Genomic DNA, 16,445 nt, shown 5'->3' on the forward strand with positions numbered 1-16,445 from the left:
GGCAGATCGGTACAGGTCCGGCCAGGCCGGCAGAGAAAAATGTCAGGCGCGCCAACGCCAACGGGCGTGTGCCTTGACTACTCGCATCAAGAGTTTGCTGATGATCAACACGGGGAGGGTCTCATTCATACGTTCAGGCACAGTAACGTAGCCTCGCCAGCGGTGCAATATGGAGCAGCAAATACGGGGGCCTGCGTAGACGCATTCCGCATATCTCTAAAGAAAATGCCGGAAGTTTTGCTAGTGTTTCGTTTCCTGCATAAAAACAACCAAATGGAATTCTCATGCTCAAACCAGCGTTTTTCACACCCCTTGCCGGCTGCCTCTTGGCACTGGCCTGCACCCAAGCCTTTGCCGCCCCGTCACCTTATTCAGCCATGGTGGTTTTCGGCGACAGCCTGGCCGATGCAGGCCAGTTCCCCGATGGTTCGAATGGCTCGACACTACGTTTTACCAACCGGACAGGTCCAAACTTCCAGGGTGAGTACGGCCTGGTTTCATCAACCCTGTTGGGCACCAAACTGGGTGTGGCCCCCAACGACTTGAATGCCTCCACCTCACCGGTTCGGGCGGCCCAAGGCTTGCCAGATGGAAGCAACTGGGCGGTCGGTGGCTACCGCACCGATAACATCCTGGACTCTATTACCTCGGTCTCCAACGCCGCGATCCCACCCGGAAATCCTGGCGGTGGCACAGTGTTGCGTAGTCGCCAGGGCTATCTACCGGCTAACGGCGGACGAGCCGACCCGAACGCGCTCTACTTCCTTTCCGGTGGTGGCAATGACTTCCTTCAAGGCCGCGTGCTCAGCCCCGCGCAAGCAGTCGCCGCAGGTGGGAGACTGGCCGACAGTGCCCAAGTGCTGCAGCAAGCCGGTGCGCGTTACATCATGGTGTGGATGCTGCCCGACCTGGGGCTGACGCCCGCCATCAACGGCACCCCACAGCAGGCCGCGACCTCTGCCCTGAGCAATATTTTCAACCAATCGCTGGTACAGCGCCTGTCGCAAATCGATGCCCAGGTTATTCCACTGAACATCCCGCTGCTATTGAACGAAGCCTTCGCCGATCCTGCGCGCTTCGGCCTCGCAACCGGGCAAAACCTGACCGCCACCTGCTTCAGCGGCAACAGCTGCACCGCCAACCCGGTCTATGGCATCGGCGGTACCAACCCGGACCCGACCAAGCTGGTCTATAACGACTCGGTCCACCCCACCGTAGCCGGGCAACAGCTGATCGCCGACTATGCTTACTCGCTGCTCGCAGCGCCCTGGGAGCTGACCTTGCTGCCGGAAATGGCCCAAGGCACGTTGCGCGCCCATCAGGACGAACTACGCAACCAATGGCAAGCAGACAACGGCCACTGGCAAGCCGTCGGCCAATGGCGCGCAATCGTGGCCGGCGGCGGTCAGCGCCTGGACTTCGATGATCAGAGCAGTTCAGCCAGTGGTGACGGCAGCGGCTATAACCTGAATATCGGTGGCAGCTACCGGCTTGATGACAATTGGCGTGTGGGCGTTGCAGCCGGCCTGTACCGGCAGACACTCGAAGCCGGGGCCAGCGACTCGGACTACAAGCTCAACAGCTACATGGGCACGGCATTCGCGCAATATCAGCACAATCAGTGGTGGGCCGACGCCGCGTTAACGGGTGGCAAGCTGGACTTCGACAGCCTCAAACGCAAGTTCGCCCTGGGCGTCAACGAAGCGTCCGAGAAAGGCGACACCGACGGTTGGCTCTGGGCCTTGAGCGCTCGCTTGGGTTACGACCTTGCTGCACCGGGTAGCGATTGGCACCTGTCACCCTTCGTCAGCGCCGATTACGCACGCGTCGAAGTGAATGGCTACTCGGAGAAAAACAGTCGCTCCACCGCACTGACCTTTGATGACCAACAACGCGACTCCAGGCGCCTGGGCGTCGGCCTGCAAGGTAGCTACCGCATCACCCCGCAAACCCAGGTATTTGGCGAAGTGGCCCACGAGCATGAGTTCGAAAATGACACCCAGAAGGTGAACATTTCGCTCAACAGTGTTCAGGGGATCGACTTCAAGCTGGACGGCTACACGCCTCGCAGCAACTCTGACCGTTTGAGCCTTGGGGTCAGCCACAAACTGACTCAGGAGCTGGCGTTGCGGGCGGCATATAACGTGAGGAAGGATGACAACCTGACCCAGCAAGGGGTCAATGTGGGGGTGAGTCTGGATTTCTAAATACCACGCAAAACAAATGTGGGAGCTGGCTTGCCTGCGATGGCGGTGGATCAGTCACTGAATATCTCGACTGATACACCGCCATCGCGGGCAAGCCCGCTCCCACACTTTTTATTCCAGCTTTAGTCTTGTGGGGTTTGCTCTGCCAGCGCCACAGCACGAAACATCGCCCGGCGCTTGTTCAAGGTTTCTTCCCACTCAAGGGCCGGCACCGAGTCCGCCACAATCCCGCCACCGGCCTGTACATGCAGTTCGCCATCCTTGATCACCGCGGTGCGGATCGCGATCGCAGTGTCCATATTGCCGTTCCAGGCGAAGTAACCGACGGCACCGCCATACACGCCACGCTTGACCGGCTCCAGTTCGTCGATGATTTCCATCGCACGGATTTTCGGTGCGCCCGACAAGGTGCCCGCCGGCAAAATCGCGCGCAGTGCATCCATCGCCGTCAGCCCGGCCTTCAGTTCGCCAGTCACGTTGGACACGATGTGCATCACGTTGGAGTAGCGCTCGATGACCATCTTCTCGGTCAACTTCACCGAACCGATTTCTGAAACACGCCCGGTGTCATTGCGCCCCAGGTCGATCAGCATCAGGTGCTCGGCGATTTCCTTGTCATCGCTGAGCAGGTCTTCTTCCAGCGCCAGGTCTGCCTCTTCGGTTGCGCCACGTGGGCGTGTGCCGGCAATCGGGCGTACGGTGATCAGGTTATCTTCGACGCGCACCAGCACTTCCGGCGAGCTGCCCACCACGTGGAAGTCGCCAAAGTTGAAGAAGTACATATACGGCGTCGGGTTGAAGCACCGCAGCGCACGGTACAGGTCGATCGGCGCGGCCTTGAAGTCGATGGACATGCGTTGTGACGGCACCACTTGCATGCAGTCACCGGCGAGGATGTATTGCTTGATGGTATCGACTGCGCGCTCGTAGTCATCCTGCGTAAAGCTGGAGCGAAACACCGGGTCGGCCGCAGGTGGGCGGCTCAGGTCAAGGCCGCGACGCGGGGTGATCGGCTGGCGGAGTTTTTCCAGCAGCGCCTGCAGACTGGCCTGGCCTTGCTCGAAGGCATCCGCTTGAGCAGGGTCGGCAAGGACAATCGCATGCATCTTGCCGGCAAGGTTGTCGAACACCACTACTGCGTCGGAGACCATCAGCAATATGTCCGGCACACCCAATGGGTCTGGGTTCGGACATTTCCCAAGACGCTTTTCGACATAGCGCACGCAGTCATAGCCGAAATACCCCACCAGGCCACCGTTGAAACGCGGCAGGCCGGCAATGGTCGGTACGTTGTAGCGCGCCTTGAACGCTTCGACGAAGGCCAGCGGGTCTTCAACGTCATGGCTTTCGATCTCTACGCCATCGTGGGTGATGCTGACATGATGGTCGTGCACGCGCAGCACCGTGCGGCATGGCAGGCCGATGATCGAGTAACGGCCCCATTTCTCGCCGCCCTGTACCGATTCGAGCAGGTAAGAGTTGGGCGCATCGGCAAGCTTCAGATAAATCGACAACGGCGTGTCGAAGTCGGCCAGGGTTTCGCAGGCCAGGGGAATACGGTTATAGCCGGCAGCGGCCAAACGCAGGAATTCTTCACGGATCATGGGGGAGCCTCGTGGCTTGAGGGTCAAACGGTCAGGTAGGCAAACGTGCCGCAGCGCGGCGAGAATCAGTCAGGCGCGCCAACGCCAGCGGGCCAGGGCCTTGATGACTTTCATCCAGAGTTTGCGAGTGACCACCACGATGGCGTTTCCAGAAGGGGACGGATCAATGTCGGGCAACGTTATCTCAGCGCCCGCTCCCAGGCAACCGGGGATTAGCAGGCGCAGATCATCAATCACCAGCGCCGGCGACTCTTCGGCAATCGGGCGCCCGTGGTTGTAGCCGTAGCTCAAGGCTACGCACTGTACGCCTGCAGCTTTTGCCGCCAGTACATCACTGCGCGAATCGCCGACAAACAATGACTGGGACGCCGGGATATTCGCCATTTTCATCACAAAGAACAGTGCGGCCGGGTCAGGCTTCTTCTGCGGCAAGGTATCACCACCGATGATCCAGCGAAAATAACGGCCGATTTTCATCTGGTCCAACAGCGGCGCGACAAAGCGCTCCGGCTTGTTGGTGATCAAGGCCATTTCCACACCCTGCTTGCTCAGCCATTTGAGAGTGTCACGCACGCCGGGGTAGACCACGGTGAGTTCGTGGCCGTTTTCGTACGCGACATTGAACAGCTCCAGAGCGTGCTCGGCTTCCACCTCATCGACACCCGAAGCGTCGATATTGTTGGCCAGGGCTCGGCGCACCAGCATCGGCGCGCCGTTGCCGACCCACTCGCGCACCGACTCGATCCCCGCCGGCTTGCGCCCCAGTTTGAGCAGCATCTGGTCCACCGCCGCTGCCAGGTCAGGCACCGAGTCGATCAGCGTACCGTCCAGATCGAACATCACCAGCCGTGGCAGCTTGCCGGGGAACAGCTGCTCGAAGCCGCTCATGGACGCGTCAGCGCCAGTTCGGCACGCATCGTGTCGATGACGGCCTGGTAGTCCGGTGCGTTGAAGATCGCCGAGCCTGCCACGAAGGTATCGGCGCCGGCGGCAGCGATTTCACGAATATTGTTGACGTTGACGCCGCCGTCGATCTCCAGGCGGATATCGCGCCCTGAGGCGTCGATCAGCGCTCGCGCTTCACGCAGCTTGTTCAGGGTGCCCGGGATGAATTTCTGCCCGCCGAAACCTGGGTTGACGCTCATCAGCAGCACCATGTCGACCTTGTCCATCACGTACTCAAGTACGTTCAGCGGAGTGGCTGGGTTGAACACCAAGCCCGCCTTGCAGCCGCCTTCGCGGATCAGTTGCAGGGTGCGGTCGACGTGCAGCGTGGCTTCCGGGTGGAAGGTAATGTAGGTCGCGCCGGCCTCGATGAAGTCACCGATGATGCGGTCCACGGGGCTGACCATCAGGTGGGCGTCGATCGGCGCGGTGATGCCGTATTTGCGCAGCGCTGCGCAGACCATCGGGCCTATGGTCAGGTTGGGTACGTAGTGGTTGTCCATGACATCGAAGTGCACGAAGTCGGCACCCGCGGCCAACACCTTGTCCACCTCCTCACCCAGGCGGGCGAAGTCGGCGGAGAGAATCGATGGAGCAATGACGAAGGGCTGCATGACGCACCTTTTTTGAGCTAAATCACGATGGCGCGCATTGTATACCTCATGCTTTGCTGCGCGCACCGTGACCTAACTCAACGGTTAGTAAGCCGCCCGGTAGATTTTCTCGATATCGGCCGCACTGAGCTGACGCGGGTTATTGCGCATCAGGCGCTCGATACCCGCAGCTTCCGTGGCCATGGCCGCAATGGCGTCTTCGGGCACCCCGAAACTGCGCAGCCCGGCGGGGATCTCGACGGCGGCGCATAGTCGCGTCATTGCCTCCACGGCCTGGTCGGCAGCCTCGTTGACACTCAGCCCCGTCACATTCACGCCCATGGCTTGGGCAATATCCTGCATACGTTCGACGCAGGCCAACTTGTTCCAATGCATGACGTACGGCAGCAACAGCGCATTGCTCACACCATGGGCAATATTGAAACGCCCGCCCAACGGGTAAGCCAGCGCATGCACGGCACCGACTCCGGCATTCCCGAATGCCATGCCGGCCATGAGGCTGGCGGTCGCCATGTCATCACGGGCCTGCAGGTTGGCCGGGTTGGCGTAAGCCTTGGGCAGCGCGTTGGCAATCAGCTTGATGGCGCCGATGGCCAGGGCGTCGGTGATCGGCGAGGCGTTCAGTGACAGATAGGACTCAATGGCATGCACCAAGGCGTCCACACCACTGGCCGCGGTGACACTGCGCGGGCAGGTCAGAGTCATTTGTGGGCTGATCAGCGCGACATCCGGCAGCAGGTAGTCGCTGACGATGCCTTTTTTCAGCTGTGCGGCCTTGTCGGAGAGGATCGCCACATTGGTCACCTCCGAACCGGTGCCCGCCGTGGTCGGGATGGCGATCAGCGGCGGGCCCTTGCGCGGCACCTGGTCGACCCCGAACAAATCCGCCAGCGCACCGTGGTAGCCGGCATACGCCGCCACGCTCTTGGCGATATCGATGGCACTGCCGCCGCCCACACCAATGAGGCCGTCATGCCCGCCTTCGCGGTACGCACGCATGCAGTCTTCAACGATGGCGATTTCCGGGTCGGGCAGTACGCGATCGAAGATTTCGTAAGCACGATCGCCCAGCTGTTCGAGGGCCAGGGCCACAGTGCCAGACTTGACCAGGGCCGCATCGGTGACGATCAGCGGGTTATCCACATCCAGCCGGGTCAGTTCCGCGGCCAATTGCTCGATGGCGCCCGCGCCGGTCAGCAGTTTATGGGCGATCTTGAATGAGGAAGTACTCATGTGCGCGGCCTCTTATGAATGATGGGCTGGCACAAGAATAGCTGCCCATCGCGTGTTGTCTGCCATTCACTGGTTGAATGGTCATCGCCGATAACCTGCTGGCAGAAAACCACGCCCCACATCACTGACAAATACTGACCAACCCATTAGGCTGCTCACATCACTTATGGCCGGAAATTAACGATGCTTTTTCTCCACCGTTCGGCACTGCCAACGTTGTGCCTGTCGCTACTATGTGCCAGCGCCCTGCCTGCTCACGCCGCCGACGCGCCCGCGCCCGCTGCCGAAAAACCTGCTGAGCGCCAACCTCTGCCCGAGCGCAGCCAGTCGCAAGCCAGCGCTCTGGAGCGCCAGATTCCGCAACCGGAACAACAACAGCTGCAAGCCGGTAGCGATTCGTTCCTGGCCCTTTGGAAACCCGCCAACGGCGCAGAGGCCGAAGGTGTGGTGATTATCGTACCGGGCGCCGGGGAGAACGCCGACTGGCCGCAAGCAATCGCCCCCTTGCGGCGCAAGTTACCGGATGCGGCCTGGGGCACCTTGAGCCTGTCACTGCCGGACGTAAATGTAGACACCTTGCCGCCACGGGTCATCGAACCGCCAAAAGCTGCGGTCGACACCAGCAGCAAGGACGGCAGCACGGCCGCCAAACCTGTCGAACAGGCCGCCAGCGCCGAGGCCGAAGGCACTGATCCGGCGGTGGTGCCGGATGCAGATGAACAGGACAAGACCGACGCCAAGCGCATCTTCGACCGCATCGACGCCGCCGTCGCCTTCGCCCAGACCCAAAGCGCCCGCAGTGTGGTGCTGCTCGGCCACGGCACCGGCGCCTGGTGGGCCGCACGTTACCTGAGCGAGAAACAGCCATCCCAGGTGCAGAAGCTGATCATGGTGGCCGGGAAGACGCCGGCAGCTCGCCAACCGGACCTGCAACAACTGGCGCCGAGCTTGAAGGTGCCCACGGCGGATGTGTTTTATCAAGACGCCCCCCAGGAACGCAAAAACGCGCAGGAGCGTATCCAGGCGGCCAAGCGCTCGAAGAATGACGGTTACAAGCAGGTATCGCTCACGGCGTTGCCCGGCAATAGCGCAGCAGAGCAGGAACAGTTGTATCGGCGGGTTCGCGGGTGGCTCAGCCCGCAGGGCGGCGCAGACTGATCATGCCTTCGAACCTGTTGTAGAAACAATGTGGGAGGGGCCTCTCAGGCCGACAGCCTCAGCGAAAATCCCGACGCTCGCGAATCAATGCATAAGCGTTATGCAGCTCCCGGGTGCGTTCGGTGGCTTCACGCACTTGTGCGGGGCTGGCGCCCGTGCCGGCGATCTTGTCCGGGTGGTGGCGGCTGAGGAGGCGACGGTAGGCACGCTTGATCACCGAGGGCTCAGTGGTCGCCGTCACACCCAGAACCCGCAACGCCTCCTGATAGGCTCCGCCACGATTGGCCAATGGCTTGCGCTGCGGCGCGTAATCAGTTGCCAGTGCCTGGAGTTGTTGCGGCGTCCAGCCCAGCCATTTGCCCCACAGGTCGATCAGGTCGCGCTCGGCGTCATCCGCCCGCCCGTCCGCCCAGGCCATGCGCCAACAGGCACGTAGCACGCCTTCCGCCGCATGGGGTTGCGCCTTGAGCACACGCAGGTAGCTGCGCACACGGTCGCTGCCAGACTTGCCTCGGTTGAAGGCGCTGATAGCGCGACGCTGGGCCGGCTCGGACATATCCAACGCGCGCATCTCCTGACGCGCCTGCTGGATATGCCCATCCACAACCCGGCCGTTACTCTTGGCCAACCGCCCCAACAGTACAAACAACAGCTCGTCGTTGCGCAACGCCGGGCGCCCGCCCAGGCGTTCACGCAACTGCGCCCAACTGTGCAGTTGCAGACGACGATCCAGCGCCTGCCCCAGCAATGCACCCAACAAGGCCCCCGGAATACTGGCAATGGCAAAGCCAGCCCCGGCGCCGATCAGCGTCCCTGGCCACAACATCCTACTGCTCCGCTGTCAGCAAGGTTTCGACTTGCGCCAGACGCTCCAGCGTCCCGACATCCACCCAGCGTCCCGTCATGTGCTCCCCCGTTACCAGACCTTTAGCCATGGCCGCACGCAACAGCGGCGCCAACTTGAAGGCACCGGCGCTGCAACCCGCGAACAATTTGGGGTCGAGCACTGAAATGCCACTGAAGGTCAGGTTATCGGCACCGGGCGCGGCATCATGAAGCAGACCTTTATCCAGGTAGAAATCCCCGCCTGACGGGTGGTGCTCAGGGTTGTCGACCATCACCAAGTGCGCCAGGCCCTGGATCGGCTGCCCGAGGCGGGTAAAATCGTAGTCAGTCCAGATATCGCCATTGACCACCAGGAAGGGGTCATCCCCCAGCAGCGGCAACGCCTGGAATATCCCGCCCCCCGTTTCCAGCGGCTCCCCCTCCGGCGAGTAGCGGATGCGCAGCCCGAACTGGGCGCCGTCACCCAAGTACTTCTCAATTTGCTGGCCTAGCCAGGCATGATTGATCACGATCTCGGTAAAGCCGGCCTTCGCCAAAGCTTCAAGGTGATACTCGATCAACCGCTTGCCGCCGGCTTGCACCAGCGGCTTGGGCGTATGCAGGGTGAGCGGACGCATGCGCTCGCCCTTGCCCGCCGCAAGGATCATCGCCTTCATACAATGGCCTCGGCGGGCTGGCGCAGGCTGGCGAGCAGTTCGCCCAGTTCGCTCAACTCGGGTCGGTCGGCGAGCACCGCGTCTATATAAGCAAAGAAACGCGGCACGTCGGCCAGGTAGCGCGGTTTGCCGTCACGGTGGCAAATACGCGAAAAAATACCGATGACCTTGAGATGACGCTGCACGCCCATCAGGTCGCTGGCGCGCAGAAAGTCTTCGAAGTCGTCCTGCACCGGGATCCCCAACTGCCCGGCGCGCTGCCAGTAGCCGTGTTGCCATTCACGCACACGCGCCTGGGGCCAACTGAGGAAGGCGTCCTTGAACAGGCAGGTAATGTCATAAGTCACCGGGCCGTAGACTGCATCTTGAAAATCCAGTACGCCGGGGTTCGGCTCACTGATCATCAGGTTGCGCGGCATATAGTCGCGATGCACCAGCACCTTGGGCTGCGCCAGGGCACTGTCGATCAATTTTTCGCTGACGCGTTGCCAGAGGGCTTGTTGCTCAGCGTCGAAGTCGATCCCCAGGTGACGGCGCACATACCATTCCGGGAATAACTCCAGCTCGCGACGCAACAAGGCCACGTCGTAGCTGGGCAATGGTGCGTCCATCGGCAATTGCTGGAAAGCCAGCAGCGCATCGATGGCATCGGCAAATAATTGATCGGCATTTTCAGCGTCAATCACATCCAGATAGGTTTTTCTGCCCAGGTCATTGAGCAAAAGAAAGCCACGAGGCAAGTCTTCTGCATAAATTTTTGGCACATTTATTCCTGATTTCGCCAGCAAATGCGCGATATCGACGAAAGGTTTGCAGTTTTCCTGGGGGGGTGGCGCGTCCATTACGACGAACGTATGGGCACCGCCCTCCCACCGGAAGTAACGCCTGAAACTCGCGTCGCTGCTGGCCGCGGTCAATGTGGCCGGGGGTACGGGGCCCCAGTCCTGAGCGTTGAAGAGGATCGGCAACTGCTCATCCAGCCAGACTTCCAGCTGTTGTAAACGTAGATCTTGCTCGGGCATTACAAGGGTCTCCGACGGCGCTAGCCGTCAAGCGGGGCATGCTTTATTATCACGCATCTTTTTCAGACCATCGAGAGGCGTGCGGCCCAAACCGCGGGCAGATGGCACGCAGGAAGCCCGGACTAATAAGATGGCATTGAAATCCCCCGCGTTTCGTAGAAAATTTCCGTTGCTGGTAACCGGCAGTCTGCTGGCCTTGCAACCTTTCGCCACCTCATTCGTGGTCGCCGCGGAACAGTATGACTGCTCAGTCTCTGCTTCGGGTGCCTGGGATTGCGCGCCGAAGACCGCCGCAGCCCCATTGCCACCGCGCCCGGTGCATGACGGTTCTGCCGTCAGCTCGGCCAACGGCACGCCGCAAGGCAAGGCTGGCGGCAGCGTCGACGCCGAGCCCAAGACCGTGCTGGTCACCGAATCCAAGGGCCGTGGCCTGCGCTCGCGCAGCGCCGACTACAGCCACCTGGACTGGGTGCCTCGCGACAAGCTGACTGCAGCGCAGCTGGCCGAGACCGGCCCTTACTGCGGCGGCGCCTACATCGAGCCGACTCGTCCTGGCATGAACGACAAGACGGACAAGAGCGATGCGCCGACCTTCATCGGTGCCAAGGCCTCGCGTTACGAGCAGGAACAGCAGGTCGCAACCCTGGCCGGTGACGTGGTCATGCGCCAGGGCAGCATGCAGCTTGAAGCGGACGAAGCCAGCCTGTACCAGGCCGAGAACCGTGGCGAGCTGAACGGCAAGGTGCGACTGCGCGACAACGGCGCGCTGATCGTGGGCGACCATGCCCAGGTCCAGCTCGACACCGGCGCCGCCCAGATCGACAACGCCGAATACGTGATGCACAAGTCGCGCATTCGCGGTAACGCCCTGTACGCCAAGCGTGCCGAGAACGCGATCATCCGTCTCAAGGACGGTACGTACACCACCTGCGAGCCGGACAGCAACGCCTGGCAGCTCAAGGGCAACAACATCACGTTGAACCCGGCCACCGGTTTCGGTACGGCCACCAACGCGACGTTGCGGGTCAAGAACATCCCGATCCTGTACACCCCGTACATCTACTTCCCGATCGACGACCGTCGTCAATCCGGCTTCCTGCCGCCGAGCTTCAGCACCGGCAGCGAGACTGGCTTTACGCTGGTAACGCCGTACTACTTCAACCTGGCACCGAACTACGATGCCACGTTGTACCCGCAATACATGACCAAGCGCGGCTTGTTGATGGAGGGCGAATTCCGCTACCTGACCAAGTCGAGTGAAGGCCAGTTTGGTGGGGCGTATCTCAATGATGATAGCGACGAGCGGAAGAAGCAGACCGATTACGAAAAAACCCGTTATATGCTCAATTGGCAGCATAAGGGTGGGTTGGATTCGCGCCTGACGACTCAGGTCGATTACACCAAGATCAGTGATCCGTTCTACTTCCAGGATTTGAAGTCGTATCAGGAAGGCGTTGAGAGCCAGGACTACCTGAATCAGCAAGGCTCGGTGACCTACCGTGGTGACAGCTATCAAGCTCGCGTGAATCTGCAGTCGTATCAATTGGCGACGATTTCGCAGATCACTCCGTATGACCGTTTGCCGCAGATCACCTTCAATGGTCAACTGCCGTATCACCCGGGTGGGCTCAACTTCTCCTACGAGACTGAAGCCGTAAGATTTGACCGAGACCTTCGAAAGGGTAATGTGGTCAATGAAGACGGCGGGCCGTTCAACGAAGATGGCACCATCGGTGAACGACGCCTGGATACCTACGTAAACGGCCTGACCCGTGCAAACGGAACACGCTTGAACGTAGCTCCCGCTGTCGAGTACCCAATGAACTGGAGCTATGGCTTCATTACGCCGAAACTCAAGTACGTCTATACCAAATATGATCTTGACCTCGATAGCATAGGCAAGGGTGACATTGTCCGCGCGCAGCAGGATGCTGCTCAGCCTGGCGCAGCCCCTTATGCCGGCGGCGTGTTCAAAAGTTCACAAGATCGTGCAGTCCCGATCGCCAGCATCGACAGCGGCCTCTACTTTGACCGCACCACCAATTGGTTCGGCAAGGACTACAACCAGACCCTTGAGCCTCGCGCCTTCTATCTTTACGTACCAAACAAAGATCAAAGCGATATTCCGGTCTTCGATACGGGTGAGTACTCGTTCAGCTACTCCTCCCTGTTCCGCGATAATCGTTTCAGCGGGTCAGACAGGATCGGTGATGAGAATAAGCTTTCCCTGGGCGTAACCAGCCGCTGGATCGAAGAAAACGGCTTTGAACGCCAGCGTGTTTCCGTCGGTCAGGCTGTGTACTTCAAGGATCGCGAAGTCCAACTGCCGGGTGTATTGGCCGCTGATCGCGACGATGCACGCTCAAACGTCTCGCCTATCGCTCTGGAATACGCGTTCCGCTTCAACCGCGATTGGCGTGCAACAGCCGACTACAACTGGGACCCGGAAAGCCACGCCCCTCGTTCGGGCAGCGCGATGTTCCACTACCAGCCGGAAGACAACCCGAACAAGGTCGTCAACCTCGGCTATCGCTATCGCAACGACCAGGTGGTCTACAACCAGCTGACCGGCAAATGGCAGTTTGGTGGTGATTACGGCCAACCAAGTGATCCGAACTATGTGAAGGATTACTACAAAATCCAGCAACACGACTTCTCGATGATGTGGCCGATCATTCCTCAGTGGAACCTGATCACCCGCTGGCAGTATGACTATGCCCGCAACCGCACCCTGGAAGCCTTCGGTGGTTTCGAGTACGACAACTGCTGCTGGAAACTGCGCGTCATCAATCGCTATTGGGTTTCCAACGACGAATACAGCCAGATCGCCCCGCTTAACGAAAAGGGTGACCACGGGCTCTTCTTCCAGATCGTCCTCAAAGGACTCGGCGGCCTGACCGGCGCCAAGGTAGAGAGCTTCCTCGACAAAGGCATTGAAGGTTATCGTGAACGTGAAGACAAAGCTTTCTGAGTGTTTGCGCCCGCTAGTGCTGGGCGCGCTGTTCCTGGGTACTGTTTCGGCACACGCCGCGGTTCAACAGCTGGATAAAGTAGCGGCCATCGTCGACAACGACGTGATCATGCAGAGCCAGCTGGACCAACGGGTCAAGGAAGTTCAGCAAACCATCGCCAAGCGTGGCGGTGGTGTGCCGCCGACCAGCGTCCTGGAACCCCAGGTACTGGAGCGTCTGATCGTCGAAAACCTGCAGTTGCAGATCGGCGAACGTTCCGGCATCCGGATTTCGGACGAAGAGCTGAACCAGGCCGTCGGCACCATCGCTCAACGCAACAACATGAGCATTGATCAGTTCCGCGCCGCCCTGGCTCACGATGGCTTGTCCTATGAGGACGCCCGCGACCAGATCAAGCGCGAGATGATCATCAGCCGTGTGCGCCAGCGCCGTGTGGCCGAACGGGTCCAGGTATCGGAGCAGGAAGTGAAGAACTTCCTGGCCTCGGACCTTGGCAAGATGCAGCTCTCCGAAGAACTGCACCTGGCCAATATTCTTATTCCTACCCCTGACGCCGCCAACTCCGAGCAACTGAATGCCGCTGCGGCCAAGACCCAAGCGGTGTACGACCGCCTGAAAGCCGGTGCTGACTTTGCCCAGACCGCCATTGCCGTCTCCGGCAGCGATAACGCACTGGACGGCGGTGACATGGGCTGGCGTAAAGCCGCACAGCTGCCGCCTCCGTTCGATCGCGAGCTGAGCTCCATGGAAGTCGGCGGCATCACCCAACCGGCACGTACCCCAGGTGGCTTCATTATCCTCAAGCTGCTGGGCAAGCGCGGCGGCGAGACCTCGCTGAAAGACGAAGTACACGTTCGTCACATCCTGGTCAAACCAAGCGAAATCCGTACCGAGGCACAAACCAAGGAACTGGCGCAGAAGATCTACGACCGCATCGAAAGCGGTGAAGACTTCGCCACCCTGGCCAAAAGTTTCTCGGAAGACCCTGGTTCTGCCCTTAACGGCGGCGACTTGAACTGGATCGACCCGAAAGCCCTGGTGCCCGAGTTCCAACAGGTCATGGCCGACACACCGCAAGGCGTATTGTCCAAGCCGTTCAAGACTCAATACGGCTGGCATGTCCTGGAAGTCCTTGGCCGTCGCGCCACCGACAACACCAACCAGGCCCGCGAGCAGCAAGCCCTGACCGTGCTGCGTAACCGCAAATACGACGAAGAGCTGCAAACCTGGTTGCGTCAGATCCGTGACGAAGCCTACGTAGAGAACAAGCTGCCAGGCGCCGAGCAAACAGGCACCGACCAGGCAACCCAGTGAAACCCCAGCGTTTCGCGGTGACACCCGGCGAGCCGGCCGGCATTGGTCCAGACCTGTGCCTGCTGCTCGCCTCGCAACCTCAGCCACACCCCCTGATTGCCATTACCAGCCGCGACCTGCTCCTTGAGCGGGCCGCGCAGTTGGGCGTGGCTGTCAACTTGCTGGAAGTGGCACCGGGCAATTGGCCGGACCTGCCCGCCCCGGCCGGCAGCCTGTATGTATGGGACACCCCTTTACAGGCCAAGGTGGTCGCCGGGCAACTGAACAAGGCCAATGCAGCCTTTGTGCTGGAAACCCTGACACGCGCCGGGCAAGGCTGCATCGACGGCGACTTTGCCGGCATGATCACCGCGCCCGTGCATAAAGGCGTGATCAACGAATCCGGCATCGCGTTTTCCGGCCATACCGAATTCCTCGCCGAGCTGACCCATACCGAACAGGTCGTGATGATGCTGGCGACCCGTGGCCTGCGTGTTGCGCTGGTGACCACACATCTGCCACTGCGCGATATTGCCGACGCCATCACCGCCGAGCGCATAGAGCGCGTCACGCGCATCCTGCATGACGACCTGCAACACAAATTCGGCATTGCCCGACCGCGTATCCTGGTCTGCGGGCTAAACCCCCATGCCGGTGAAGGCGGCCACTTGGGCCATGAAGAAATCGACATCATTGAACCGACCTTAGAGCGCCTGCGCCAAGAAGGCATGGACCTGCGCGGCCCATTGCCTGCAGACACTCTGTTTACCCCCAAATATCTGGAGCACTGCGACGCAGTGCTGGCGATGTACCACGACCAGGGGCTGCCCGTGCTGAAGTACAAAGGCTTCGGTGCTGCAGTCAACGTGACACTGGGCCTGCCGATCATCCGCACCTCCGTCGACCATGGCACTGCCCTGGACCTGGCGGGCAGCGGCAAGATCGATACCGGCAGCCTGCACGTAGCCCTGGAAACCGCCTATCAGATGGCCGAGACCCGTATATGACTGAGCATTACCAACACCGGGCGCGCAAGCGCTTCGGACAGAACTTCCTGCACGACGCGGGCGTGATCGACCGCATCCTGCGCTCCATCCACGCCAAGCCAGAAGACCGCCTGCTGGAAATCGGCCCGGGCCAGGGCGCGCTGACCCAAGGCCTGCTTGCCAGCGGCGGGCAACTGGACGTGGTGGAACTGGACAAGGACCTGATCCCGATCCTGAACCAGCAGTTCGCTGGCAAGCCCAACTTCAACCTGCACCAGGGTGATGCGCTGAAGTTCGACTTCAATAGCCTGAATGCCGCCCCCAATAGCCTGCGGGTGGTGGGCAACCTGCCGTACAACATCTCCACACCGCTGATTTTCCACCTGCTGAACAACGCCGGGATCATCCGCGACATGCACTTCATGCTGCAGAAGGAAGTGGTGGAGCGCCTGGCCGCAGGCCCTGGCGGTGGCGATTGGGGCCGTTTGTCGATCATGGTCCAGTATCATTGCCGCGTGGAGCACCTGTTCAACGTCGGCCCGGGCGCGTTCAACCCGCCGCCGAAGGTTGATTCAGCCATCGTACGCCTGGTGCCGCATGCCGTGCTGCCCCACCCAGCCAAGGATCACAAGCTGCTGGAGCGCGTTGTGCGTGAAGCGTTCAACCAACGCCGCAAGACGCTGCGCAACACGCTCAAGGCCCTGCTGAGCAACGCTGAAATCGAAGCTGCCGGTGTCGATGGCAGCCTGCGCCCCGAACAGCTGGACTTGGCCGCGTTCGTACGCCTGGCTGACCAACTGGCGATTCAGCCAGCTCCGACAGAAGGATAAGGCTCAACGCGATCCAATGTGGGAGGGGGCTTGCTCCCGATAGGGGAGTATCAGTGGATACATTTTCAACTGACACATC

13 protein-coding genes are annotated in these 16,445 nt (G+C 60.6%); 6 read left to right on the plus strand and 7 right to left on the minus strand.

Annotated features, from left to right (window positions below):
• The first annotated feature begins 284 nt into the window (after nucleotides 1-284).
• Entirely contained in the window at nucleotides 285-2,207 is a 1,923-nt protein-coding gene (estP, locus tag J1G33_RS25680) for an esterase EstP (protein WP_032879196.1), read from the plus strand.
• A gap of 122 nt (nucleotides 2,208-2,329) precedes the next feature.
• On the opposite strand, the gene trpE is transcribed toward estP, so the two are convergent.
• The 4 genes from trpE to J1G33_RS25700 form a co-directional block, all read right to left on the minus strand.
• Nucleotides 2,330-3,811, minus strand: coding sequence for an anthranilate synthase component I (trpE, locus tag J1G33_RS25685; RefSeq protein ID WP_005792028.1), 1,482 nt, complete (start codon nucleotides 3,809-3,811; stop codon nucleotides 2,330-2,332).
• Between the two features lie 69 nt (nucleotides 3,812-3,880).
• The gene (locus tag J1G33_RS25690; RefSeq protein WP_005792030.1) at nucleotides 3,881-4,699 is read right to left on the minus strand and encodes a phosphoglycolate phosphatase; all 819 of its coding nucleotides are present in this window, start codon (nucleotides 4,697-4,699) and stop codon (nucleotides 3,881-3,883) included.
• On the minus strand, nucleotides 4,696-5,370 hold the full coding sequence (rpe, locus tag J1G33_RS25695) for a ribulose-phosphate 3-epimerase (protein ID WP_005792031.1): 675 nt from the start codon (nucleotides 5,368-5,370) through the stop codon (nucleotides 4,696-4,698). The genes J1G33_RS25690 and rpe overlap by 4 nt, the downstream gene beginning before the upstream one ends.
• An 84-nt stretch (nucleotides 5,371-5,454) precedes the next feature.
• A complete protein-coding gene (locus J1G33_RS25700) occupies nucleotides 5,455-6,603 on the minus strand; it encodes an iron-containing alcohol dehydrogenase (protein ID WP_103735234.1) in 1,149 nt (382 codons plus the stop codon).
• A gap of 183 nt (nucleotides 6,604-6,786) precedes the next feature.
• Here J1G33_RS25700 and J1G33_RS25705 point away from each other — a divergent pair, with 183 nt between their 5' ends.
• Complete coding sequence (locus tag J1G33_RS25705) at nucleotides 6,787-7,761, plus strand: alpha/beta hydrolase family protein (RefSeq protein WP_223019016.1); 975 nt, start codon at nucleotides 6,787-6,789, stop codon at nucleotides 7,759-7,761.
• Between the two features lie 58 nt (nucleotides 7,762-7,819).
• Here J1G33_RS25705 and J1G33_RS25710 read toward each other — a convergent pair whose 3' ends face one another.
• From J1G33_RS25710 to J1G33_RS25720, 3 genes are read right to left on the minus strand one after another with little or no spacing between them, the layout of a single operon-like run.
• A complete protein-coding gene (locus J1G33_RS25710; RefSeq protein WP_078822474.1) occupies nucleotides 7,820-8,587 on the minus strand; it encodes a TerB family tellurite resistance protein in 768 nt (255 codons plus the stop codon).
• 1 nt (nucleotide 8,588) lies between these two features.
• Complete coding sequence (murU, locus tag J1G33_RS25715) at nucleotides 8,589-9,263, minus strand: N-acetylmuramate alpha-1-phosphate uridylyltransferase MurU (RefSeq protein ID WP_223019017.1); 675 nt, start codon at nucleotides 9,261-9,263, stop codon at nucleotides 8,589-8,591.
• On the minus strand, nucleotides 9,260-10,285 hold the full coding sequence (locus tag J1G33_RS25720) for a phosphotransferase (RefSeq protein WP_223019018.1): 1,026 nt from the start codon (nucleotides 10,283-10,285) through the stop codon (nucleotides 9,260-9,262). The genes murU and J1G33_RS25720 overlap by 4 nt, the downstream gene beginning before the upstream one ends.
• Nucleotides 10,286-10,415: 130 nt before the next feature.
• On the opposite strand from J1G33_RS25720, the gene J1G33_RS25725 reads away from it, so the two are divergent.
• From J1G33_RS25725 to rsmA, 4 genes are read left to right on the plus strand one after another with little or no spacing between them, the layout of a single operon-like run.
• Entirely contained in the window at nucleotides 10,416-13,256 is a 2,841-nt protein-coding gene (locus J1G33_RS25725; RefSeq protein ID WP_223019019.1) for an LPS-assembly protein LptD, read from the plus strand.
• The gene (locus J1G33_RS25730) at nucleotides 13,237-14,571 is read left to right on the plus strand and encodes a peptidylprolyl isomerase (protein ID WP_143508490.1); all 1,335 of its coding nucleotides are present in this window, start codon (nucleotides 13,237-13,239) and stop codon (nucleotides 14,569-14,571) included. Before J1G33_RS25725 ends, J1G33_RS25730 begins: the two co-directional genes overlap by 20 nt.
• Entirely contained in the window at nucleotides 14,568-15,557 is a 990-nt protein-coding gene (gene pdxA / locus J1G33_RS25735; protein ID WP_078822479.1) for a 4-hydroxythreonine-4-phosphate dehydrogenase PdxA, read from the plus strand. The genes J1G33_RS25730 and pdxA overlap by 4 nt, the downstream gene beginning before the upstream one ends.
• The gene (gene rsmA / locus J1G33_RS25740) at nucleotides 15,554-16,366 is read left to right on the plus strand and encodes a 16S rRNA (adenine(1518)-N(6)/adenine(1519)-N(6))-dimethyltransferase RsmA (RefSeq protein ID WP_005792048.1); all 813 of its coding nucleotides are present in this window, start codon (nucleotides 15,554-15,556) and stop codon (nucleotides 16,364-16,366) included. The genes pdxA and rsmA overlap by 4 nt, the downstream gene beginning before the upstream one ends.
• The last annotated feature ends 79 nt before the right edge of the window (nucleotides 16,367-16,445 follow it).

The sequence above is a fragment of the Pseudomonas sp. P867 genome (genome assembly GCF_019891455.1).
In the GTDB taxonomy this organism is placed as follows: Bacteria; Pseudomonadota; Gammaproteobacteria; order Pseudomonadales; family Pseudomonadaceae; genus Aquipseudomonas; species Aquipseudomonas synxantha_A.